The organism is Parabacteroides massiliensis (genome assembly GCF_900155425.1).
GTDB classification, from domain to species: domain Bacteria; phylum Bacteroidota; class Bacteroidia; order Bacteroidales; family Tannerellaceae; genus Parabacteroides; species Parabacteroides massiliensis.
Window position 1 is genome coordinate 872,294 of record NZ_LT700191.1, and the last position, 23,128, is coordinate 895,421.

At 43.7% G+C, this 23,128-nt stretch carries 15 protein-coding genes and 2 pseudogenes; 6 read left to right on the plus strand and 11 right to left on the minus strand.

What is annotated here, in order from left to right:
* Nucleotides 1-14: 14 nt before the first annotated feature.
* The 5 genes from truB to BQ9893_RS14700 form a co-directional block, all read right to left on the minus strand.
* A complete protein-coding gene (gene truB / locus BQ9893_RS14680; RefSeq protein WP_075966692.1) occupies nucleotides 15-725 on the minus strand; it encodes a tRNA pseudouridine(55) synthase TruB in 711 nt (236 codons plus the stop codon).
* Nucleotides 726-727: 2 nt separating this feature from the next.
* Complete coding sequence (locus BQ9893_RS14685; protein WP_075966693.1) at nucleotides 728-1,528, minus strand: undecaprenyl-diphosphate phosphatase; 801 nt, start codon at nucleotides 1,526-1,528, stop codon at nucleotides 728-730.
* Nucleotides 1,525-1,767 (minus strand): DUF3098 domain-containing protein, encoded by a 243-nt coding sequence (locus tag BQ9893_RS14690; protein ID WP_075967394.1) that lies wholly within the window; start codon nucleotides 1,765-1,767, stop codon nucleotides 1,525-1,527. The genes BQ9893_RS14685 and BQ9893_RS14690 overlap by 4 nt, the downstream gene beginning before the upstream one ends.
* 4 nt (nucleotides 1,768-1,771) lie before the next feature.
* Nucleotides 1,772-2,623, minus strand: coding sequence for a cell division protein FtsX (locus tag BQ9893_RS14695; RefSeq protein ID WP_374046575.1), 852 nt, complete (start codon nucleotides 2,621-2,623; stop codon nucleotides 1,772-1,774).
* 381 nt (nucleotides 2,624-3,004) lie between these two features.
* Nucleotides 3,005-6,901, minus strand: a complete 3,897-nt coding sequence (locus BQ9893_RS14700; RefSeq protein WP_075966695.1) for a DUF6383 domain-containing protein — start codon at nucleotides 6,899-6,901, stop codon at nucleotides 3,005-3,007.
* A gap of 719 nt (nucleotides 6,902-7,620) precedes the next feature.
* Here BQ9893_RS14700 and BQ9893_RS14705 point away from each other — a divergent pair.
* From BQ9893_RS14705 to BQ9893_RS14715, 4 genes and pseudogenes are all read left to right on the plus strand, one after another.
* On the plus strand, nucleotides 7,621-8,919 hold the full coding sequence (locus BQ9893_RS14705) for an ATP-binding protein (RefSeq protein WP_075966696.1): 1,299 nt from the start codon (nucleotides 7,621-7,623) through the stop codon (nucleotides 8,917-8,919).
* Nucleotides 8,916-9,095, plus strand: a pseudogene (locus BQ9893_RS22615) (IS1634 family transposase); the annotation flags it as partial. The gene BQ9893_RS14705 and the pseudogene BQ9893_RS22615, both read left to right, overlap by 4 nt.
* A 70-nt stretch (nucleotides 9,096-9,165) precedes the next feature.
* A complete protein-coding gene (locus BQ9893_RS14710; RefSeq protein WP_075967395.1) occupies nucleotides 9,166-9,600 on the plus strand; it encodes a DUF6078 family protein in 435 nt (144 codons plus the stop codon).
* 417 nt (nucleotides 9,601-10,017) lie between these two features.
* Complete coding sequence (locus tag BQ9893_RS14715; protein ID WP_075966697.1) at nucleotides 10,018-13,974, plus strand: AlbA family DNA-binding domain-containing protein; 3,957 nt, start codon at nucleotides 10,018-10,020, stop codon at nucleotides 13,972-13,974.
* 38 nt (nucleotides 13,975-14,012) lie between these two features.
* On the opposite strand, the gene miaB is transcribed toward BQ9893_RS14715, so the two are convergent.
* A complete protein-coding gene (gene miaB, locus BQ9893_RS14720) occupies nucleotides 14,013-15,383 on the minus strand; it encodes a tRNA (N6-isopentenyl adenosine(37)-C2)-methylthiotransferase MiaB (RefSeq protein WP_075966698.1) in 1,371 nt (456 codons plus the stop codon).
* 250 nt (nucleotides 15,384-15,633) lie between these two features.
* On the opposite strand from miaB, the gene BQ9893_RS14725 reads away from it, so the two are divergent.
* Nucleotides 15,634-16,026, plus strand: a complete 393-nt coding sequence (locus tag BQ9893_RS14725) for a hypothetical protein (protein WP_075966699.1) — start codon at nucleotides 15,634-15,636, stop codon at nucleotides 16,024-16,026.
* A gap of 77 nt (nucleotides 16,027-16,103) precedes the next feature.
* Entirely contained in the window at nucleotides 16,104-17,600 is a 1,497-nt protein-coding gene (locus tag BQ9893_RS14730; protein ID WP_075966700.1) for a butyryl-CoA:acetate CoA transferase, read from the plus strand.
* 56 nt (nucleotides 17,601-17,656) lie between these two features.
* On the opposite strand, the pseudogene BQ9893_RS14735 reads toward BQ9893_RS14730, so the two are convergent.
* The 5 genes and pseudogenes from BQ9893_RS14735 to BQ9893_RS14755 all read right to left on the minus strand — a co-directional run bounded on the left by BQ9893_RS14735 (nucleotide 17,657) and on the right by BQ9893_RS14755 (nucleotide 22,847).
* Nucleotides 17,657-18,543, minus strand: a pseudogene (locus BQ9893_RS14735) (AAA family ATPase).
* Between the two features lie 172 nt (nucleotides 18,544-18,715).
* The gene (locus BQ9893_RS14740; RefSeq protein WP_075966701.1) at nucleotides 18,716-19,507 is read right to left on the minus strand and encodes a gluconate 5-dehydrogenase; all 792 of its coding nucleotides are present in this window, start codon (nucleotides 19,505-19,507) and stop codon (nucleotides 18,716-18,718) included.
* Nucleotides 19,508-19,537: 30 nt separating this feature from the next.
* Nucleotides 19,538-20,380 carry a 5-dehydro-4-deoxy-D-glucuronate isomerase gene (gene kduI, locus BQ9893_RS14745; RefSeq protein WP_075966702.1) on the minus strand — a complete coding sequence of 281 codons (843 nt, stop codon included), beginning with the start codon at nucleotides 20,378-20,380 and terminating at the stop codon, nucleotides 19,538-19,540.
* A gap of 46 nt (nucleotides 20,381-20,426) precedes the next feature.
* The gene (locus BQ9893_RS14750; protein ID WP_075966703.1) at nucleotides 20,427-21,644 is read right to left on the minus strand and encodes a DUF2264 domain-containing protein; all 1,218 of its coding nucleotides are present in this window, start codon (nucleotides 21,642-21,644) and stop codon (nucleotides 20,427-20,429) included.
* Between the two features lie 3 nt (nucleotides 21,645-21,647).
* A complete protein-coding gene (locus tag BQ9893_RS14755) occupies nucleotides 21,648-22,847 on the minus strand; it encodes a glycoside hydrolase family 88 protein (RefSeq protein ID WP_075966704.1) in 1,200 nt (399 codons plus the stop codon).
* Nucleotides 22,848-23,128 lie beyond the last annotated feature (281 nt).

A 23,128-nucleotide genomic window follows, 5' to 3' on the forward strand; every position in this document is an offset into this window, starting at 1 on the left:
TATTCTTATCATTATCAATCCTCACAATCCTTCCCGACTGTGATATTTTCATCTAAAAAGGCATCGATATCTTCGGGAGACATACATTTGTCCAACGTGACGTCTCCGATACGAGTCCTTTCGAGGGCAATCAGATGAGCCCCCGACTGAAGGGAGACACCGATATCGCGTGCCAAGGCGCGGATATAAGTACCTTTGCTGCAAACCACCCGTATCTTGATTACCGGCAACTCACACTCCAACAGCTCCATTTCATCGATCACAAGCGTCTTGGACTTCAATTCCACCTCTTCTCCTTTACGAGCCAACTCATACGCCCGTTTACCATCTACCTTGCAAGCCGAAAAGACCGGCGGGATCTGCTGGATCGTTCCCACGAACGACTGCAATACCCTCTCTACCTCCTCACGGGTAATATGTTCTGTCGGATATACTCCGTCTATCTCTTTTTCCAAATCGAAAGAAGGCGTCGTCTCCCCCAACTTCAGGGTAGCGACATACTCTTTCGTCTGATATTGAAATTCGTCTATCCTCTTGGTGGCCTTGCCCGTACACACGATCATTACCCCTGTCGCCAACGGGTCCAAAGTTCCGGCGTGTCCCACTTTTATCTTTTTCACCTTCAGTTTCCGCGATAACTTATAGCGAAACTTGTTCACCAGGTCAAAGGAGGTCCACTTTAAAGGCTTATTGAAATATAATACTTCTCCTGCTATAAAATCCATTCTTATTTAAGTAATGTACAGGCAATTGTAACCAAACCCGCAATTGCACAATAGATGGCGAAATAAATCAGTTTTCCCTTCTTTACGATATTGATCATCCATTTACAAGCGACACATCCCGCTACGAATGCAGCAATAAAACCGACCACCAATGACAGTGCCGGAATATCGCCCGCTACCGCTTCGCCTTTTACCGCTTTCATGACATCCAGCAACGCTTCACCCAAAATCGGGGGAATAACCATCAGGAACGAAAACTGGGCCAGTTTCGCCTTATTGTTTCCTAATAACAAACCGGTCGCAATCGTTGTTCCGGAACGGGAAAGTCCCGGCATCACGGCACATGCCTGAGCCAGACCGATGATGAAGGCATCCTTCATCGAGATATTCTCTTTCTGGCGAGGTTTGGCATAATAGGAAAAGGTGAGCAACGCAGCCGTCAGCAACAACATGCAGCCGACGATCAGCAGCCCCGATCCGAAAATATCTTCCACCGTATCCTTGAAGAACACGCCTACAATACCGATAGGAATCATCGAAATCAGGATATTGATCACGTAACGGGTTTCTGCGTTCATCTTGAACTTAAACAAACCGCGGAATATCCATTCGATCTCTTTCCATAGAATTACCAACGTGCTAAGCACGGTCGCCACATGGACAACGATCGTAAAAGCCAAATTTTCTTCTCCTTGAATCCCGAACAAAGCAGAACCGATAGCCAAATGCCCGCTACTGCTGACCGGCAGGTATTCCGTAAGCCCCTGAAGAATCCCCAACACTAAAGCTTCAAACCAACTCATTCTGCTACTTCCTTATTTTTGCCGTTTCTCAAAATACCGAAAATCATCAATACGAAACCGATCACCGTCACGGCCGGAGCCACAACTATACGGCGGGAGCTGAAAATCTCCGGATTGAAACCCGTCGGATCCTGTGAACCGCCGCCACTCATCAACATAAAACCAATCGCGATGATAGCAACAGCAACAGCGATCAAAATAAAATTTTCTTTTCCAAAAGCAAAATCTCTCTTAGCCATACATTTATATATAATATAGTTTATCAACACCCATTCGTAAATACTTGTTCACCGCAAAAACCGTAGCCGTAACCGAAAGCAGGATCCCCATTACCAAGACACCGGCATAAACAATTATCAACGCTTTAACATCCAGCAACTGAATGAAACCTGACAATTCGTTCTGTAAATAATACAACGCGCCCGTCAGCATTAATATTGCAAGGATAGAAGCAAAAATACCGCTGACCACATTATACCGTACAAACGGCCTCCTGATAAAGCCGGGCGTAGCTCCCACCAGCTTCATCGTATGGATCAGGAAACGTTTGGAATAAATCAGCAGGCGAATCGTGTTGCCGATCAGCACGAACGAAATGGCCATCAGTATGACGGCAAGCGTAAGCAGGATCAGGCTGACACGTTTCACATTGTCGTTCACCATCTGCATCATGTCCTTGCGGTAAAGCAAATCGGAAACGGAAGTATAGTTCTTTATTTTCTTTTCGATCAATTGCAGGCTGTCGGCATTGGCATATTCCGAATGCAATTTTACTTCAATCGAAGCCTGTAGCGGGTTAAAGCCCAAGAACGTTTCGGGATTTTCGCCCAACTCCTCTTCGAGTTCCTTTGCCGCTTGTTCTTTCGAGATATATTCGGTCGATTTGATATATGGCAAGGCATCCAGCGTTTTTTGCATTTTCTTTATATCCGCCTCTTTCTGATTATCTTTCAGCACGATCGAGAACGATATGTTTTCTTTCACATATACGGAAAGCTTATTTCCCAACAATCCTATCAGAAATACAAGTCCCAACAGAAACAGTACCAACGCGATACTTATAATGGAAGTCAGACGAGAATGAAATTGAGACATAACCTTATTGTTATTAAATAAAGCGAGGAGATGCATTCAGAGAATACACCTCCTAATTTTTCTGCAAAAGAACAAATAATTTATGAAATAGCGGGTACTTTACAATTCTTTAACTACAGCTATGCGAGCATGAATAGGAAAAAGACGAATCCCCGACGATGATATCACCGCCGGGGATTGTTTTTTAACTGCTTTCGCCCATCACGGGTATACCGGCAGAAGAACTTTATTTCAATACTTTAGTATTCTAATACGATCGCTTGTTCACCTGTCGCAGAATACTTGCCGTTGTTTGCAGAGATGCACAGTTTTGTGCATCTCTACGGCACACGATCTTATTTTAAATTATTTGATTATAATTGTAATGCTATTATTCTAAAATCATTTTACAATTGCTTTCACAGCGCCTTCACCTTCAACAGCAACTACAACCACGCCCTGAGGAGCAGCGATAATGGCTTTGTCGGAAGTAACCATCGTGTTAGCGATTATCTGACCTAAGATATTGGAGATAACAACCTTCTTACCGGCTGCACCGGCAATCGTTACCTGGCCGTTACCGGCGATTACCGTCACGTCAGAGACCGCTATTTCTTCGTTAGCAGTAGCGTCGCCGCCGTTTACTCCTTCAGCCAAGCCAAAGATAGCAGCCTGGTTCAAGACTTCACTCCAACTCATCTTCTGATAGAAGTCCGAGCCCGTAAGGTTATCGCCTGTATTGTGGTCGCCCTTATCTGCATCATCTGAAATCTGAGCCAAAACAGGAACCCCATTCTGCAATTTCACCCATGCACCTTCGAATGAACCGATACCGGAAAGATGTTTAACCGAACCATCTTCAATCATTCCATAATCGAAAGATTCCAGTAAGAAACCGTCATTTTCCGTATCGCCGACATATCTCAAAGAGAATGCCGCATTGTTGTGTTCGCCATTCAGATCGACAATGTCATAAACAATGCCCAAACTGTCTTCTGACAGATAAGGAGGAAGGACGTATGATGTGCCGTCTACATCCTTAACCGAGATAGAAGCCAACGTATAAGGCGCTTTCAGTACATAAAGAGAATCTCCGCGGTGAACAGCTTCAACAAATGCCAGTTTTACATAGCCGTCAGACATGAATTTGTCTGTAGCAGAAACTTTATCGATAGATGTACGGACAGAATCGTTCAAGTTAACCAAGAAACGACCGCTTACATAACCCGGATAAAGGACAGCGTGGTCGCATCCAGGATTGATGCCGTGCTTTTCTGTAATGCAATAAGTGTAGGCAGGTACGCTATCTGCTGCTGTTGCAAACAAATACTGAGGCATACGTGCATTGGACTTCGCTACTTTATCGACATAGAAAGAATAGCTCTTGTCTGCACCTGTGTTCAAGTTTTCATGAGACAGATAGTTCAACACCGGAGTTTCATCTTCATACAAATAACCGCCAGTACGTTCCACGCCTAACTTCAAGCCTTTTTCTTTGTTGTTTACCAAATCGCTATAACCGGTTCCGATCACATCGTCTTCTTCCAGATTGGCATACAAAGGACGAGGATTGGAGGCCAGCTTGAATACATCAGAAGAAGTACTGCATAGGTTATCAACCTTTGTCAAATAAGAAGAGGCTTCTACCACCAACTTTCCTGCTGTTGTATTGACATTTTTCAAAGACGTTTCCACGCCCGTTGCGTTAACCAAAGCATAGTAATGTTCGCCGACATGGTTGTTATTCTTCAAATAGAACAAAGCCCAAGTCAAACCATCCTTACCGGCCACGATATCTTTTTCGTCAGCAATTACATAGCGGTGCATGTGATCCAACGCTACATAAGTATGGTCGTTATCGATTTTGTTTGCGTCTTTTACCTTAACGGCATAAACGTCTCTCTTCAACTGGCCAATACCGGCTAAGCCCGGTTGAGTTGCCTTTTGTGCCGGAGTATATCCATATTTTTCAGTTTCGATCAGGTGTAATTCGAACATGGTCGGATCTTCCTGCAACAAGCCTAAGTTTTTGTTATCGGCGCTAACACCCAAATACCAGGCTGCTTCGCCGTTTACCAACTGCTGCAAAGCATATACGTTTTCTTTCAATACATCATCTTCAATCACACTATAACCGTCAGTTGTCTTCGGATCTACAGCCGTGAAAGTCAAAGTATCATGACATGCGAACTTACTTCCCCACATATGATTGTCGGTTCCTTCATTCCACATTCCACTACTATACTTCTTATGATTGATGAAATAGTATTTATCCTGTCCACCGGCATCCTTGCCTGCAGAATACAACTGGCCAACGAAACCTTCGATGCCATACTCACGGTTAGAGATTCTAACCAAAGCTGCTTCATTCGTATTAACTTCACCTTCATACACGTCACAGTTCAACTGTTCAACAACCCACTGAGTCGCCGGCATGTGAGTAAAGTCCTGATTAGCATCTTCGACATCATAAACCAAATGACCGCCCATATCAGCTACGATATAAGAACCATTATGACGTTTTTCCGTATAAGTAGGATCGTTCTGAACAGTTGTAGACAACTGAATGAAATACAGGCCGGAAGTCACCGTCGTACGTACCAACGGAGTACGGACGTTGTCGAAGCTAATCTTTACGCCCATGTTTGACTGGTATTCAATTGTTGCTTCATCTCCTATATGGTTGACACAATTATTAGTCACATAAGCAGGGTTTCCGGCATGACCTGTTGAACTTGCCGAACAAGCATAGATTTCTTTACACAAAGCAGCATATTTTTCCTGAGCCGCTCCAATATTAGACGGAACTGACACCGTCAGGATTTCACTTACATCAGGAGCACCCGATCCATTGTTGATAGCACCTAAAGCGACCGGAACACCGGCAGCCTTGTTAAACAGCACATTTCCCCAAGCGTCATTCCGATAAGCGACACCGGCGTTAACCGTATTGAAATAGTCTACCATTTTTACGGCATCGTTTCCTTTCTTCACCAAGTCACTTTTCAGATAGTCGATATCTTCACTTTCTTTTACAGAAGCATTCAAAGGTTCGATCACCAAACTGTCGTTTGTAGGATAGTAAGTGAACTTGAAATGATAACGAGCTTGATGAGCATCCAAATTACCAATGACATCTGACAATGTTGCAGGATCAACATCTTCCAATGCTGTCGGATTTGTTTTATTATCCAACTTCTGGTATTTAGCATCCTTCAACAACAGGCCGCCATAGAGACCCGGAGCTGTCGGTTTTTCAAAACGATCAGGAGATACCATCAAGTATTTACCTGTCTCCACGTTTTGAAGAAGGATATTGTAACCGGAATAAGCTTCATTAGTTTTTGCATCCCAACCATCACGGTCCAATAAAGTATAAGGACTCGCAACAGCCTTGTAAGTTTCAGTCAGCGGATTTTCGCCTAATGTCTTGCTGAACTTGAATTTGACTTTTGTTCCTCCTAACGTAGTATTGTCAGAGGTGTTGCCCATAGCGATATCTGTAAAATTCTTAAAAGAACCGTCAGCATCGATCATCGAATTGATTTCAGCCGCATCCAAAACTTTTGCTCCGGCTATGATCGGACGGATAGCAAGCAAATTCTGAATACTTTTTGCTTCATCTTCAGCCTTTACTGCACTTTCCTTTACCAAAACGACTTCGCCGTTATCGTTCAAAGCCATAGCCATCACAGAATCTTTACCATGGAAAAAAGAAAAGACTGTTTTCTTGGTAAAGTTGTTTGTTTGAGCTTTATGAGTATACCATCTCCAATTATCCGTGCAACCGTTCAGGATAGTAGCCTCTACTTTTTTAACAGCCGTTTTAGCATTAGTAGTTCCATTCAGGTTCAAGGCATTGAATTCATCGAAAGTCAGCTTATAGCCTGTTTCCATGTTTTCATAAGCAAACAGATCGCGAGAGTTCACGTTGTCTCTAACCGTCGTAATTTTCCATAAAGAATGAGTTAATGCTGCATCTTCGATTTTCTTTACAGCCAATGTCAAATTTCCGGTGGTGTAATCACGCTCCATTGTCAGGATTGTCATGTTTGCACCAACGCCATCTTGACGTTCCTCTTCGACTTGGGTATCTCCCTCTTCAGAGACAACAAGTTGGTACCACTTAGTTTCATCAATAGAGTTTACCCCATTACAATGGTAGGAAGAAACAGCACTTTTCACAAGGTCTGTGCGATAAGGCACTTCGCCATTCACAGTGTGATGATTCATGGCTCCTACAGGTAACATTCCGGCCAAAAACAGACCGGCTACAAGAGTAGAAAACTTTTTGTTCATAATCATTTGAATTAATATTAATAATACATATACTAAAAGTTCAATCAGCACTACGTATATCCCTGTGTTTTCGTCTTTTAACTAAACTTCTGTCTTTTGACGAGGGAAAACGTACGTTTTTTTTAGTCATTTTTCGGGGCTTCGGAAAGGTTTGTATCGAAAAGAGGGTTTTTCGTACAGGTTAAGCTATCTAATTGATAAGAAAGAATATAGAAAAGGAAAATAATCGGGATAAAGGATTGCCGGTTCAAAAAGTAGTTGTATTTTTGTGCTGTGGAAATGACAAATAAAACGTACGTTTTCTTTAGTCATTTTGAAAATCCTTCCTATTCCTTTATTTTTCAATCGTTTACAAGAACAAAAACATACAAATCCAAGCTTCTAATATAGATGTACGCGTGTACATCATATAAAATCACAAACAACAGAGGATCAAACCGATAGCACAAATATATTCCACATTGATTTTGTTCGAAAAGACCGGCAAAACAACTAAATTCAGGATATTACAGAAAAAAGTGTTACTTTTTCTGCAGGCCGTAACAATTGTTCGCTTTTGCAATACAGACACAAAAGTACGGTAAGCATTGTAATTGCCGAAAAATGTGATGTTTTCCTTAAATTATCATCGAAAAAGTGTGTTTCTCATCAGTTTCTATCGTCGAAAAAATGTATATTTGCAAAAAGCAAGTGGATAATTCTTATTTTATAAGGAATCGATGAAACGGAAAATTATACAACAGTTGAAACTTTGGAAAGATAATCCTGCGAGAAAACCTTTGATACTGTTGGGTGCTCGTCAGGTTGGTAAAACTTGGGTGATGAAACATTTTGGTCAGACTGAGTTTGAGAATGTAGCCTACATCAACTGTGATGTAGAGCCACTGGCCAAGGAGTTATTTGCAGCCGACTATAACATCCCCCGTATTCTGCTGACACTTCAGGCTATCACAGGGACGAAGATTGAAGCAGGAAAAACGTTGATTGTATTCGATGAGTTGCAGGAAGTGGAACGGGGATTGCATAGCTTGAAATATTTTCAGGAAAATGCGCCTGAATATCATGTGATGGCGGCCGGTTCCTTGTTGGGGATTACTTTGGGGAAAGGTCAGTCATTTCCGGTGGGTAAGGTAAATGTAATGCATCTACATCCGATGGATTTTGAAGAATTTCTGATGGCTGCCGGTGAAACAGATTTGTGCAACTTGTTACATCAGCCCGATTGGGAAATCTTAAAAATTCTCAGTTTAAAATATATTGATTTGCTTCGTCAATACTACTATGTAGGTGGCATGCCTGAAGTGGTGGATTGTTTCTTTCAGCATCAAAACTTGCAGGAGGTACGTGACAAACAGACTGAAATTTTGGATGCTTATCGGCGGGACATCTCCAAGCATACGACACCTACTGAAAGTATGCGTATCGGACAAGTGCTGCAATCCTTGCCTTCGCAGTTGGCTAAGGAGAACAAGAAATTCATCTATAATGTGTTGAAGAAAGGTGCCAGAGCTACGGAATATGAACTCGCCATTCAGTGGCTGATGGATGCAGGTCTGGTGTATAAAGTCTGCCGGATAAAAGAACTGCAGATGCCTGTCAAATTTTACGAAGATCTGAGTGCCTTCAAATTATTCCTGCTTGATTGCGGTCTTTTTGGTTGTATGACTGAAGCGCCAGCCAGCCAGATGTTGGTAGGAGATAATGTATTCAAGGAGTTCAAGGGCGCTTTTACCGAACAGTTTGTCTTGCAGCAATTAGTGGCCCAAGGCTTTTCGCCCTATTATTGGAGCAGCGACAAAACACCCGCGGAGATTGACTTTGTGGTACAGACGGAGCATCGCGTGATACCGGTGGAAGTGAAAGCCGAAGAGAATGTACATGCGCGTTCCATGTCAGAATATATTAAAAATCATCCCGATTACCAGTTGAAAGGACTGCGTATCTCCATGATGGGTTATCAAGATCAGGGTTGGATGGAGAATATTCCGCTGTTTGCCATTACGAAGTTCTTTGGATAAATGGAGCCGACTTGATTCTTGACCGTGTATTTAACAATGTGGGCTTCAATAAAATCAAGGACGTAGTGTTTCGACAACTTGTAAAGGCCCGCTTAGCCTATCCTGCAAGCAAGGCTGCCTCCGTAAAGTCTCTGAAAATGTTATTTTGCCATAATCAAACCGTTTCACAATTTCATTTGCAAAACACTCTTACAACGAGCAAAAAACAAGATACGGATTCAAATATAATCCGTACATTTGCGCATTATGACAAATAAAATTGATTATCAAAATGTTCCGTACGATTTTGCTCATTGCCTCAATGATCGATGCACGCAGGCGGACAATTGTTTGCGCCATCTGGCAGCAACCAACAGTACATCCATCCGCAAGTTTTTCCCGATCGTGAATCCCGCCTGCTATCCGAAGGAAGGAGACGATTGTCCTTTCTTCAAAACGCAAATCAAAAAACAAATTGCTTTGGGGATTACAAAACTACTCGATAACGTACCGCACAAAATGGCTTTGCATCTAAGAAGGAAGATGGTCGCTCATTTCGGGAAAACACTTTATTACCGTTTCTTGCGCAAGGAAAACGAGTTATTGCCCGAACATCAAAATTTCATCAAACAACTCTTTAAACAAAACGGAATCAACGAAGAACCTGTTTTCAATTCATACAGGGAAAGCTTCGATTGGTAAAAAGTTTCAGCAAATATTATTCGTGAAACTAAAGTTTCAAACAGTTCTTGCTTTTGAAACTAAAGTTTCATCGGTCGAAACTTTTGTTTCCTCGGTTGAAACTTTTGTTTCGACCGCAGAAACTATTGTTTCGACCGCGAACACTTTAGTTTCGACCGCAGGCATTTTTGTTTCAACCGCAGACATTTTTGTTTCAACCAATGAAAATAAGAAAGGTAACTGTGCTAATACATGTTTTTCGCCTTATTAGAGAGAACCTACGAAAATAATATTAACTTTGTCAGTAATACAGGAAGTTACCAACGGAGTGAACGGGCATCCAGGAATTGCGGAACAGGTATCAACCGGAATATGCAGACTATTCACTAAAAAGAACAATTTTCTCTCGAAAACATAACAATCAACAAATAAAATGCCATGAAACAATACGACAAATCCCTGTGCTATGAATTGAAAGTCATCAATACCTATATTGACAATGAAAACTATTTCTATATTGTCGAGGACACAGAAACCAGATACAAGGTTCGTTTATTTGATTTTCAAAAAAAACAAAAGCAACCATCAACCATATTCTGCAAAGTCACGGCTTTCGAAGCAGACGGTTCTCCGATATTCGAACAGGACAGATACCGGTTGTTATCCACTCTCTACAAAACAGGAGAAATATATTCGTTCAGAGTCGGGAACCGAAACGAATCCATGCACAGCGAGAATGATTTCTATTTTTTATACGACAATTATGGCTTCTCCTTCAAATTGCCGGTATGGAAAAGAGAATACATACAAGAGAACCAAAGAATATGTTGCCAAATAATGGAGATTTACAATAACGGATCGATCAAATTAAAACCGGAAGCAGGCTACGTCTTTCTAAAAAGTAATTTCCTTCCATACGAACAACTACTCCAAAATATCGGGCTCACCGACACTTCGGACGAGATTTCTCTTGAGGCCTTGAAAGAAAAAAGAGAAGAAAACGGGAAAATAAACAATCTGTTCGTACAATACGAACAGGCCAACGGACTTTGGGTGATCAGCTACATGTCTATTATCACCAGCAATAGGAGAAAAGCAATCAACGAAGAGAATTATCCGTTGGTCAACGAGCTGAATCTCCTGTACTGTTCGATAGCGGAATGGGTAATCGAAAATTCCGACTTCCTTTCGGTTTATTCTCCAGATATGATCGACTCTTTACATTTAAAGATAGAGGAAGAATTAGAGCTGTCCAAATTGCAGATCTATACATTCAACCTGATTCAGACAAACCAAGGCGAAGAGTATTTTTCAAAAATCATCAACAAAATAAAAGTATCCGGATACCTATGTAACAAAGAGACAAGAATCAAAACCATATTTCAAATACTCCATTTCCTGCCGGATTTACTTGACAACCATCCGGAAGATTTTTTGTTTTTTGCCTACTATTTGTCTAAAGGGAAAAACAAAGACCATATCCAATCCGTCCAAAAAATCATCAACAAATTCATCACTCAGAAAGGTGGAGATATGAACGTGTTCCTGAATTTTGAAAACATAGACAAAGATTTCGTTGCTCAAATATGGATCGTGGTTCGTTATATCGCCGCCTCCTTTTTATTAGGGACAAAAGGGAAAGATATCCGCTACCTACGCTCCATGCTATACCGGTATCTCACCATTTTAGAAAAACCGGAGAACCGGCCGGCCTTCATTCGTAAAAGTATAAATGCTTTATTCGCGACAGAAGGGTATTCACCTGAATTCGAATGGGGCGACATCCTTCATTACAATCACACGTCTCTCACAGCCAAGATTTCTTCATTCATTAACTCAAAAGAAACCTATTTCGATGGAGAACAATTATTCACTTCTCCGTACGGATGCATAAAAATCAATTCACAGAAAACAACCATTTATCCGCGAGAATATGCATTTTCCCCTCTATCCGAGGCCGTCACCTTATACGAAAACCAGGTCGGTTTTTGTATTCCTAAAAAAGAGAAAAAAAGCTGGGTGCAAACATCCGATTTAGGGAAGCAACGGCTTCAATGGGATTTCTTGCATTCTCTATTCAAATACACCCCTCCCCCCGCTACAACAGCCAAAGAGGAACTTCAACCGGGAACATCTGTTCTCGTACGGATACAGGGATTTAACAAGAACTACCCACTGATGGTTTTTGCCGACATTGTGGATCAGAAATACAAAGGGACAGGTGTTTTGCACGTAACCAATATCGCCAGATATTACATACCGAGCTTGGGGAACATGTTTTTCCCGAACGACGAATTCCGGGTAACAGTATCCAGTGCAAAAGAGGGAAAAATCCAATTCAGCCTATTAGAAGAGTTCGATCAAATAGCAGCCTCCAACCTGCTTCCCGGCGATCATGTTACAGCGAAATTGGTACGTACCTACAAAAACAATCTCATTTGGGTCAACCGCAACGGATATGTCTTCTATACGGAGAAAACAGAGGATTACAAATTCCACGTAGGCATATCTGCGGAATTGCTTATTGACGGAATCATGGCCGACAATCGAATCTTAGCCACATTCATCGAAGAGACGGATGCTGAAATAGATGAAACCGAGGCATTAAAATCCATTATCCAAGAATACATAAGTTATTCACAAGCCGATGAATCGAGAAAAAAGGCAGAAGAGCTTGAAAACAGAAAAAATGTAGAAATCGAGAAGAACAACTGTTCGCAATTTATCAACACGGAATTCTTGAAAGAGTTGATCTTTCTGAACTTCCTTTCCATTTCTTGCCTGAGCGATCCGGTAGAAAGATATCAATATATAGCGACAGCCAGGCTACTGTCTCAACTTGCCGGATATAAGAGCCAGATGGACTTCTTCCAACAATATATGAATTATGAAGAAGCTTTATACCATTTTTTATATGACCCCGCCACTATCTCCACACCTCTCAAGTTTACGATAAAGGAAGACCACGCAAAGGAGAGCTTCCCGGTCATGAAGCATTGGATGCAAATCATAGAAATACTAAATTGCTGGGATAATCCGGAAACAGAAAATACGTTATATGCACAGACCAATAACGAAAATCCCCTAAGTTCTGCATTATCACGTCTGGTGCTTTCACATAATATGCTAAAAAACACAACAGTTGATAAAAACACGCTTCTTGCCTTGAAAGCAGAGATTGCTCATCTGTTGAATATGGATATCAAGAGTGACCATATCTTGGAAAAAGAAAAAGAGGAAGAAAAATTGGTTAACCTGGGATTGGAAGACGGAGAGAAAGAATTCAAAACCTCATTAGTCTATCCTGCCGGGAGCAGCCACTCGCCCAACATGAGTTTGCAAACCAAAACCATATTAAAGACAATAACCGGTTTTTTAAATGCCAAAGGAGGCACTTTGTTTCTCGGTGTTCACGATACAGGAGACGTGATCGGCCTTAAATCCGATTTCGAATACCTGAAATGTGGAGCAGACGAGTACGAACGATCACTTCGCTCGCGCATTGTCCATTCTCTCGGGAAAGATATCAATGGACAGATAACATTCAAATTCGTCACTTACAAAAACCGGATGATTTGTGAGATCCGTGTCCCCGACTATCCTCAACTCGTATCACTGGACGGAATTGTCTGGCAGAGACAGGGTAATGAGACCCGGATGATAGAGGGCATGTCTCTACTCCTGTTGGAAAAAAGAAAACAGCAGGAAAAAGAACAGGCAAAAGCACAACAAGCCGAAAACCCCAAGCCAATGGTTTCCAAGGCTGAAACAAAAGAAAAAAACGAACGAAAAGCAGGCTACTCGATACCGACCTCTATGTTACGGGCAAATCCGTCAGACAGCGATGATATGTCCGCCAACAATATTGCTTACTGGTCCATATTGGAAACCTACGAATATATCATCACAGACGATTACCCGCGCATGAGTGGGATTCTATGTACAATAGCCATACAAGAACATGAATTGGACCATTATTTTGTGCTCGGATATGAAAACGGTTATGTGAACAAAGTCGCCATTAAAACCATTCTATCCAAAAAAAGGAAATATGCATATAAAAACGGGAAAGTCAAAAACCTACCGCTTATGTTCGTTTCCATTGCCTCCGATGCTGACGCATTGTTTATCCGGACATTAAAAAACGGGACGGAGTTTTACAAGCTATTCCCTGTAAACGGACTAAAACCTCATATCGACATGTCGCATAAAGGGAGTCCCATCTTTTCTTTCAATTTCGGGACAATGCTCCAATGGGATGTGATACCAGAAGCTTCTGTCTATCAATTGGACCGATTACAGAACAGCCTACCCACCTATCAGGGAATATCGGCTAATTCAAACGGATTTAACCAGGAGATGCAATTCATATCCGAGAAACTATTACAAAAGTAAAACGGGTTTGTGTGCAAACCCGTTTTACTCATATATATTTATTCCACCGGCTCCCCGAACAGAGTTGCGGAAGAGGCGCGGTTGATGCGTACCTTTATGAATTGCCCGACGTGATAATTCTTCTTGTCAAAAATCACGACCTTATTCTGGCTGGTACGGCCGAACAGTTGCTCGCGCGAACGTTTGGAGAAGCCTTCGATCAGCACTTCGAACACTTTGCCGATATCGCGCTTGTTGCTTTCTTCCGAAAGCCGGTTCTGCAAGTCGATCATGCCTTGCAAGCGACGGACTTTCTCTTCTTCACTGACCGTATCGGGAAGATGCCGGGACGCATAAGTTCCGGGACGTTCAGAATATTTGAACAGAAAAGCACTGTCGTAGCCCACTTCGCGCATCAGGGAAAGCGTTTCCTGATAATCCTCTTCCGTCTCGGAATGGAAACCGCAAAACAGGTCGGTCGAGATAGCACAGTCCGGCAGGATACGGCGGATAGCGGCAATACGGTCCAGATACCATTCGCGCGTATATTTGCGGTTCATCACTTTCAGGATGCGGGAACTCCCCGATTGTGCGGGAAGGTGGATCATCTTGCATATATTATCATGTTCGGCGATCACGTGCAGGGTCTCGTCACTCATATCCTTCGGGTGCGAAGTAGTAAAGCGGACACGCATTTCAGGCACTTCCTCGGCGACACGTTTCAGCAAAACGGGGAATGAGATTTTTTCTCCATCCTTCTCAAAAAGATAAGAGTTTACATTCTGCCCCAATAAGGTCACTTCCTTGAAACCTTTATCGCGCATGTCGCGTATCTCGTTCAAGATACTTTCGATATCCCGGCTGCGTTCACGTCCGCGGGTATAGGGTACGATACAATAGGTACAGAAATTATTGCATCCGCGCATGATGGAGACAAAACCCGAAATATGCACGCCTCCCAATTTCAACGGGATTACGTCCTTATAGGTTTCCTGCGTGGAAAGCTCGACATTGATCGCCTTTTCGCCGTGTTCGACCGCCCCCACCAAGTTAGGCAGATCCATATAGGAGTCCGGACCGACAACCAAATCGGCATGATGCACCTTGATCAGTTCCTCCTTCACCCGCTCCGCCATACATCCGAGCACACCAATCACTAACGTTTTTTTCTTTCTTTTCAAAGACTGGAAATACTGAAGCCGTCCGTAGATTTTCTGTTCGGCATTATCGCGCACCGAACAAGTGTTGACAAAAATAGCATCAGCATCTTCTATCTTGTCGGTCACCGCATACCCATCCATTTTCATGATGGAAGCGACGACTTCGCTGTCTGCCACATTCATCTGACACCCGTAGGTCTCGATAAACAACTTCTTTTCTTCCATTCCGGCTACGGATTTTAAGTCCGCGCCATTTTCTTGATTTGTCATCTTGTTTACTAATTACTGTTAAATATAAATATTCTTGAAAAATAATTCACCAAACACTTGCATACATAAAATCCTACGCCTATATTTGTAATCGAAAAACGTAAATTTTTTCATAGTTAAGGTTTTGGTTAAATCGAATAAGGGTGGCTGTGAAGTTACCCTTATTTACTTTTATACCTATTATATCTTTCCTCTCTTTCACTTCTAAATAATATTTCTTACATTTGGAGTGCAAAAATAATCAAAGTTTATGGATAACGCAGGTGATTGGCTATATATTGTGTTCCTGGCAATTGCTGGGATCAGTAGCTTGTTCAGTTCCAAGAACAAGAAAAAACGCCCGAAACAGATATTGGGACAACCGGACAAGGAAATTGTCACGAGTGAAAAAGAAGTTCCTGCCAAAGGTTTCTGGGAAATTCTGGAAGAAATGCAAAAGCCGGAACCGGTAAAGCAACCAGCCGCTGCTCCCAAGCCGTTTCTCGCCGGCGAGAAAATGGCAGACAGGCAGTCTTCTGCCAGGAATCGCCTTGCCACCCCTCCGGCCGAAGAGGAAAGCCCGCTTACGGAGATCGAGTTCGACAATGCCGCCGAACTGCGAAAAGCGGTTATTTACACTGAAATACTTAACCGTAAGTATTAATCTATATTCTTTTTTAATACCTTTGCGTTGCACTGTTAACTGAATAATGAATTACTAATGTAACAACAAATAATATCATGGCTTTAAAATTTATTACAGCTGAAGAAGCTGCTTCATTCGTGCATCACGACGACAATGTCGGCTTTAGCGGATTTACTCCGGCCGGATGTCCGAAAGTCGTGCCGGGCGCCATTGCAAAAAAAGCAATTGCCGAACATGAAAAAGGAAATCCGTTCCAGATCGGTATGTTTACCGGCGCCTCGACAGGAGACAAGCTGGACGGCGAACTGGCCCGTGCCAACGCAATCAAATTCCGTACTCCTTATCAATCAAACAAAGACTTGCGTGCCCTGCTGAACGCTCACGGAGCACAATATTTCGATATGCACTTGTCCGAGCTGGCACAAGACCTGCGCTACGGCTTCTTGGGCAAGATTGACGTGGCGATCGTCGAAGCGGCAGATGTGACGGAAGACGGCGAAATCGTGCCGACAAGCGGTGTCGGTATCCTGCCGACAATCTGCCGCATGGCAGACCGTATCATCGTCGAGCTGAACTGTCGCCACCCGAAAGAAATCCGTGGAATGCATGACATCTACGAACCGGCCGATCCCCCTTACCGCCGCGAAATTCCTATCTACACTCCATCCGACCGTATCGGCAGCGACTGTGTGAAGGTCGATCCGGCTAAGATCGTCGGAGTCGTCAAGACCGACGAGCCGAACGAAGGCGGCAAGTTCTCCCCGCTGGACGATGTGACGATGGCTATCGGCCAGAATGTTGCCAACTTCCTCGTCGGCGAGATCAAAGCCGGCCGTCTGCCGAAAGAATTCGTTCCGTTGCAGAGCGGCGTAGGCAATGTTGCCAATGCGGTTTTGGGCTGCATGGGCGAGAATAAGGACATTCCGGCATTCAACGTTTATACGGAAGTTATTCAGGACGCTGTCATCGCCTTGATGAAGGAAGGACGCGTCAAGTTTGCCAGCGGTTGCTCCCTGTCTGTCAGCAACGAAGTGATCCGCGACATCTACGCAAACTTGGATTTCTTCAAAGATAAGATTCTGCTTCGCCCGCAGGAAATCTCCAACAACCCGGAAGTGGCCCGCCGCCTGGGCTTGATCGCGATCAACACGGCTCTGGAAGCGGATATATTTGGAAATATCAACTCCACTCATGTCTCCGGAACAAGGATGATGAACGGTATCGGCGGTTCCGGAGACTTCACCCGCTCGGCCATGTTGTCTATCTTCACAACTCCGTCTACGGCGAAGGAAGGTAAGATCAGCGCATTCGTCCCGATGGTTTCCCACCTGGATCACAGCGAACACTCCGTTAAAATCATCATCACGGAATATGGCGTTGCCGACCTGCGCGGTAAATCTCCGATCCAGCGTGCACGTTGCATCATCGACAACTGCGTCCACCCGGATTACAAACCGTTATTGGAAGAATACCTGGCAATGGGCATCAAGGGACACACTCCCCAGAACCTGAAATGCTGCTTCGCTTTCCACGAAGAATTGGCTGCCAGCGGCGACATGCACAATGTTGACTGGAGCAAATACAACAAATAAACCGTTGTCTCGCACCATACAGAAAAGGAGGTTGTTTTTTTACACCCTCCTTTTCTTTAGAAGTTCCGCCTCAACCACAAAGAGAAAAAGCAGTCATAAACCATATAGTAAGCTCCTTCTTTCGTAACAAAATCTTTCTCCAACAATCCTTTCAAAGCCGATTGAACCGAACTGCTTGACGGCAAACTATATTTCCGGATAAATTTACCGGAAGTCAATGCCGTAGCTTTCCCTTCTTTACAAATAGCAATCATCAATTCTTTTTGCTTTTCAGGCAACTGGTAAAGTAATTCGGAATAAGCAAAAGAATAAGAATCCAAGATGAAGTCCACTGCCTGTTCTATCATCTCGCCACTGCACCTCCCCCCTTTCGGTGTCATTGCAAAAAGAATATTCAATATCTTTTGCAGATACCAAGTGATTCCTTCAAAGCGATCATACAAAGAGTCAATGATTGTAACATCAATATCTTTTTAAGCTACTCTGAAATGATGCTGTGCGAACTCCATATATTTATTTTTATCTATTGCCGATAATGCAGAATGGATACACTCTGATAAAAAGGACGGGCCGGGCTAATAAACATTTCTCCCATCAAATAACGCTGCGAACCGGCAAATATGAAATGAGCCTTGTTGCAATGCTGGACATAAGTACGCAACAAAGCTTCTGCATTCTTCTCCGGATACTGAGCAACTTGTTGAAACTCATCGATAGCAACAATACAAGGTTTGTCTGACACAGCCAAATAATGGAAGATTTCATCCAATTGAAAACAATGCCGAATCAATCCGGTCTTTCCCATACGGCGAGTAGATATGATCGCCACATTGTTTTCATTGATCAGCCAACGAGACAACTCTTCCGTTTCTCTTTCCCGGTCACAGAAGTATTCTGGAGCAATGTAACCGCTTGTAACGAATGGATTATTTAACAATGTCATGTTGTTTTCTTTTTACGTAAAGATAATTATTATCTTATAATAACCGCATAACATAATCAAATTCCAATTTAGAGTCCTACCCCCAAAAAAGAGTCCTCCCGAAAGAAATCTGAATTTCTCCCGGAAGGACTCTTTTAAATGCCAAAGGGCAACAATCTTCAGCGTGACATGATCAAGGTTGTTTACCGATATAAGCCAGAATACCACCATCGACATACAGCACATGACCGTTTACGAAGTCGGAAGCATCGGATGCGAGGAACACGGCAGGTCCCATCAAGTCTTCAGGAGTTCCCCAACGGGCAGCCGGAGTCTTGGCTACGATAAAGGCATCGAACGGATGGCGTGAGCCGTCTGCCTGTCTTTCGCGCAAAGGAGCCGTCTGCGGAGTCGCGATATAACCCGGACCGATACCGTTACACTGGATGTTGTATTCTCCATATTCAGAAGCGATGTTGCGAGTCAGCATCTTCAAACCACCTTTGGCAGCAGCATAAGCCGATACGGTTTCGCGGCCGAGTTCGCTCATCATAGAGCAGATATTGATAATCTTACCGTGTCCTTTCTTGATCATGGAAGGGATAACAGCTTTGGATACGATAAACGGACCGTTCAAGTCGATATCGATCACCTGCCGGAATTCGGCAGCCGTCATCTCCACCATCGGGATACGTTTGATGATACCGGCGTTATTAACTAAAATATCGATTACGCCAACTTCCTTTTCCACCTGTGCAACGAAAGCATTCACCTGCTCTTCATTCGTTACGTCGCAAACATAACCATGAGCTTTGATCCCTTTGGCTTCATAGGATGCGAGACCCTTATCCACCAATTCCTGTTTGATATCGTTAAAGACGATAGTTGCACCGGCTTGGGCAAACGCCGTTGCAATCGCAAACCCGATACCGTAAGAAGCACCTGTTACAAGTGCAACCTTACCTTCCAATGAAAAATTTACCATAATGATAATAATGTATTTAATGTGCGAATATTATTTCAAGTCGGTGATCAAAGAGAAATCTTGGTCTCCGTAATCCAGGTTTTCACCTCCCATACCCCAGATGAAAGTATAGTTGTGAGTGGCAGCAGCGCTATGGATAGACCATTCGGGAGACAAAACAGCCTGATCGCCTTTCATCCAGATATGGCGGGTTTCGTCTACTTCGCCCATGAAATGGCAGATAGCCTGGTCCTCAGGGATTTCGAAATAGAAATAGGCTTCCATACGGCGGCTGTGCACGTGTGCCGGCATCGTGTTCCAGACACTGCCCGGTTTCAGTTCCGTCATACCCATCTGCAACTGGCAGGTAGGAAGAACCTGGTTGACGATCATCTTGTTGATGTTACGGTCGTTGGACATTTCCAAAGAGCCCATAGCGGCAACAACAGCGTCTGCTTTCGTCACTTTTTTATCCGGATAGTTGCGATGTGCAGTCGTAGAGTTAAAATAGAATTTAGCCGGATTTTGGGCATCCTTGCTTTCAAATGTCACTTCACGGTCTCCGGAACCCAAATAAAGAGCTTCCTTAAAATCAAGCTCGAAGACAGCATCTCCGGCCTTTACGACACCCGGTCCGCCCACATTGAAGATACCCATTTCGCGACGAGTCAGGAAGAAAGGAGCTTTCAACGGATCGATCGCTTCCAGGACCAGCACTTCGCCGGCCGGCATGGCACCGCCAACGATCATACGGTCGTACATCGAATAGACCATATTCACTTCATTCGGAGCAAACACTTTCTCAATCAGGAAGTCACGACGGATACGTTTCGTATCATATTGCTTTGCATCTTCCGGATGCGCAGCATAACGCAATTCATAATTTGTTTTCATCTTCTTATTCTTTATTTATTATCATGTTTTTATTCCAAATTGTCAATCACTTAACCGCATGGTCAGCCTGTACCTTCTCTCCGTTCCAGGCTTTCACATTCGTCCATTCCGTATAAGGAGCAGACCAGAACTCATCCGTTTCCGGCAGTCCCAGAGGCACCAAGCCAAAAGCACAAAGGTAGACGCTCCCCGTATTGATATAAGACTCGGAGATCTCGATTTGTTCACCAGTAAAGCCTACACGCAACCAACCGTTCTTATCGAAATTTGCCGGAGACTTCAACTGGCGACGGATGACGGAAGTCAAAGCGCAACGCACCTGTGCCGGTTTCACCCGTTCGGGCAAAATATGCATCAAAGCCGCCTGTCCCAACGCATGGAAAGCACCGAAGCGGTAGCAGATGGAACGACCGACAACCGGGAAAGAACCTTCGGGAGAAATAAAACGCTCCAATATCTCGGCATAACGAGCATGACGTTTCAACTGTGTATCCAAGAAATCAGCGCCTTCGATATCGTGTTTCTTCATCACGACCAACACATCTGTCAGCATCGGATGAATCACGAAACTATTATAATAATCCATATGAAAATCAACCCCATCACCATACATGGCATCACCTTTATACCATTCGTCACGAAATCTTTTCACACCATACAACATTCGCTCCATGTCACATTCTCCTGTAAACTCCAACAAAGCAGCTTCGACAGTCGAAGCGAAAAGCAGCCAATTGCTTTCATAAGGTTTGATGTTACGGCTTCGCTTCAATTCGGTAATCATCCACTCTTTTGCCTGCGGATCAAGATTCCCCCAAAGCTGTTTCGGAGCACGCAATAATCCCTGCGCTAAAAAAGCAGCATCCACCAAAGGCTGAGACGGTTCACCGAAAACCAGATAGTCGGGAGCATCAGGATTAACGGCATTCTTCAACCCTTTCACCGTCAGGTTGATATATTTCTCACGGAGCTTGCCTTCAAGCGTATTGTCCGGCCCCAGTTCAAGCCAAGGAGCGATACCGCAGACCAGACGACCTACCGCCTCCAGATGCGAGAAACGACGACGGTCGCCCAACGATTCGTAAGGCATATTCTTCTTCAGCGTATTATTGCTCAGATTGACAAGTACGGGATCGGCTATGCGCGTCAGGTTTTCCACCCAGAACGCACGATCATCCTTGCCTGTTGTTTGCTGGGCATTACCGGTAAAAGACAGACAGATCGTACACAGAATCAGTACGGTGATTTTCAATGATTTTCTCATGGTTTATTCAATTATTTTTTTCAGTCTCGTCAATGCTTCAACATAATAGTAATCGGCATAGCTAAGCGGCACGTCCACTTCGCTGTTTCCGGGCAAATGGCCGGTCGAATGCTTGAGTACAAAGTTACAGTTTGTTCCTTTCTCCGCCAAATATTCAGGGGATGATAAAGAACGCACCTGTTGTTCGGCAAAGTCCAGATAGCTTTTTGCTTCATCCGATTTATCCAACTGGCTCAATTCGATCAAGGCGGAAGCCATGATAGCGGCAGCAGAGGCGTCGCGCGGCGTATTCGGAATATCAGGAGCGTTAAAATCCCAATACGGAACCTTATCGGCCGGCATATTCGGATGGTTCATCAGGAAACGGGCTATATGCTTGGCCTGTGCCAGATATTCGGGACTGCCGGTTTCACGTGCCATCATCGTATAACCGTAGACCGCCCACGCCTGTCCGCGTGCCCAAGCCGATTCGTCGGCATATCCCTGATGCGTCATTTTGATATGGGGTTTCCCCGTGATCGTATCATAAGAAACGACATGATAACTGCTATAATCATCACGGAAATGATTTTCCATCGTCGTATTGGCATGCGTAACCGCGATATCATGGAAACGATTATCACCGGTAGCTTTGCTTGCCCACGTCAGAAGCTCAAGGTTCATCATGTTATCGATGATAACCGGATACTGCCATTTGCCGTTATTGGTAGAGTCCCAGGAACGGATCGCCTTGATCATCGGGTTGAAGCGGGTACTGAGCGAACCGGCGCCGGTCACCAATACATTCTTATAATCGGGATTTTGCGTCAGGCGGTAGCCGTTGCCATAACTACAATAAAGCATGAACCCGACATCATGATTATTCGTCACATATTGTACTTTTTCCAAACGTCCGGTAAAAAGTTCGGCATACTTCTTCAATTCGGGAGTAGGATTGTTTTCATACAGGTACCACAGTTCGCCGGGAAAGAAACCGCTGCACCACCAATAGCAATCGCTGGTCTCCAATTTACCATCTTTGATACTCTTAGGCAGCCGGCCTTCCTGCTGTTCCAGGTCTTTGGCCATAAGCAGCGCCTGTTCGGTCGAGGCTTTCAGACCACGGTCAATCACTTTTGCAAGAGGCTCCTCCTGCGGGGTATTACTACAAGACGACAATAACAGTGTGGTCGCTAACACAGATAAACTTAAAAGTTTGTTCATGATTGAATAATTAGAAAGATTTTGGACAAATATAGTGATAAGTTTACAAATCACTGCGAATTGCGATAGAAAACCAATCGGTATAGCGAAACGAAGCCTCGAAAATGTTTTTCATCTCCGGGGCTTGTTTTAGATGTATACATTCTCTCTTCACAGGGATACCGGCAACATTGAACTTTTAATTCAATATACTTTAGTATTATAATATTAAATTCGAAAACACATAGTGCCATCTCGTAGGGGCAGGGCTCTGCTCTGCCCATTGACATTCAATAGAGGAA

Bases quoted from the DNA above. Each gene is read 5' to 3' on its own strand.
- BQ9893_RS14710 (WP_075967395.1), top strand. From the start codon at position 9,166: ATGACAAATAAAATTGATTATCAAAATGTTCCGTACGATTTTGCTCAT.
- BQ9893_RS14725 (WP_075966699.1), top strand. From the start codon at position 15,634: ATGGATAACGCAGGTGATTGGCTATATATTGTGTTCCTGGCAATTGCT.
- BQ9893_RS14685 (WP_075966693.1), bottom strand. From the start codon at position 1,528: ATGAGTTGGTTTGAAGCTTTAGTGTTGGGGATTCTTCAGGGGCTTACG.
- truB (WP_075966692.1), bottom strand. From the start codon at position 725: ATGGATTTTATAGCAGGAGAAGTATTATATTTCAATAAGCCTTTAAAG.
- BQ9893_RS14690 (WP_075967394.1), bottom strand. From the start codon at position 1,767: ATGGCTAAGAGAGATTTTGCTTTTGGAAAAGAAAATTTTATTTTGATC.
- BQ9893_RS14715 (WP_075966697.1), top strand. From the start codon at position 10,018: ATGAAACAATACGACAAATCCCTGTGCTATGAATTGAAAGTCATCAAT.
- BQ9893_RS14700 (WP_075966695.1), bottom strand. From the start codon at position 6,901: ATGAACAAAAAGTTTTCTACTCTTGTAGCCGGTCTGTTTTTGGCCGGA.
- BQ9893_RS14755 (WP_075966704.1), bottom strand. From the start codon at position 22,847: ATGAACAAACTTTTAAGTTTATCTGTGTTAGCGACCACACTGTTATTG.
- BQ9893_RS14705 (WP_075966696.1), top strand. From the start codon at position 7,621: ATGAAACGGAAAATTATACAACAGTTGAAACTTTGGAAAGATAATCCT.
- miaB (WP_075966698.1), bottom strand. From the start codon at position 15,383: ATGACAAATCAAGAAAATGGCGCGGACTTAAAATCCGTAGCCGGAATG.
- BQ9893_RS14740 (WP_075966701.1), bottom strand. From the start codon at position 19,507: ATGGTAAATTTTTCATTGGAAGGTAAGGTTGCACTTGTAACAGGTGCT.
- kduI (WP_075966702.1), bottom strand. From the start codon at position 20,380: ATGAAAACAAATTATGAATTGCGTTATGCTGCGCATCCGGAAGATGCA.
- BQ9893_RS14695 (WP_374046575.1), bottom strand. From the start codon at position 2,623: ATGTCTCAATTTCATTCTCGTCTGACTTCCATTATAAGTATCGCGTTG.
- BQ9893_RS14730 (WP_075966700.1), top strand. From the start codon at position 16,104: ATGGCTTTAAAATTTATTACAGCTGAAGAAGCTGCTTCATTCGTGCAT.
- BQ9893_RS14750 (WP_075966703.1), bottom strand. From the start codon at position 21,644: ATGAGAAAATCATTGAAAATCACCGTACTGATTCTGTGTACGATCTGT.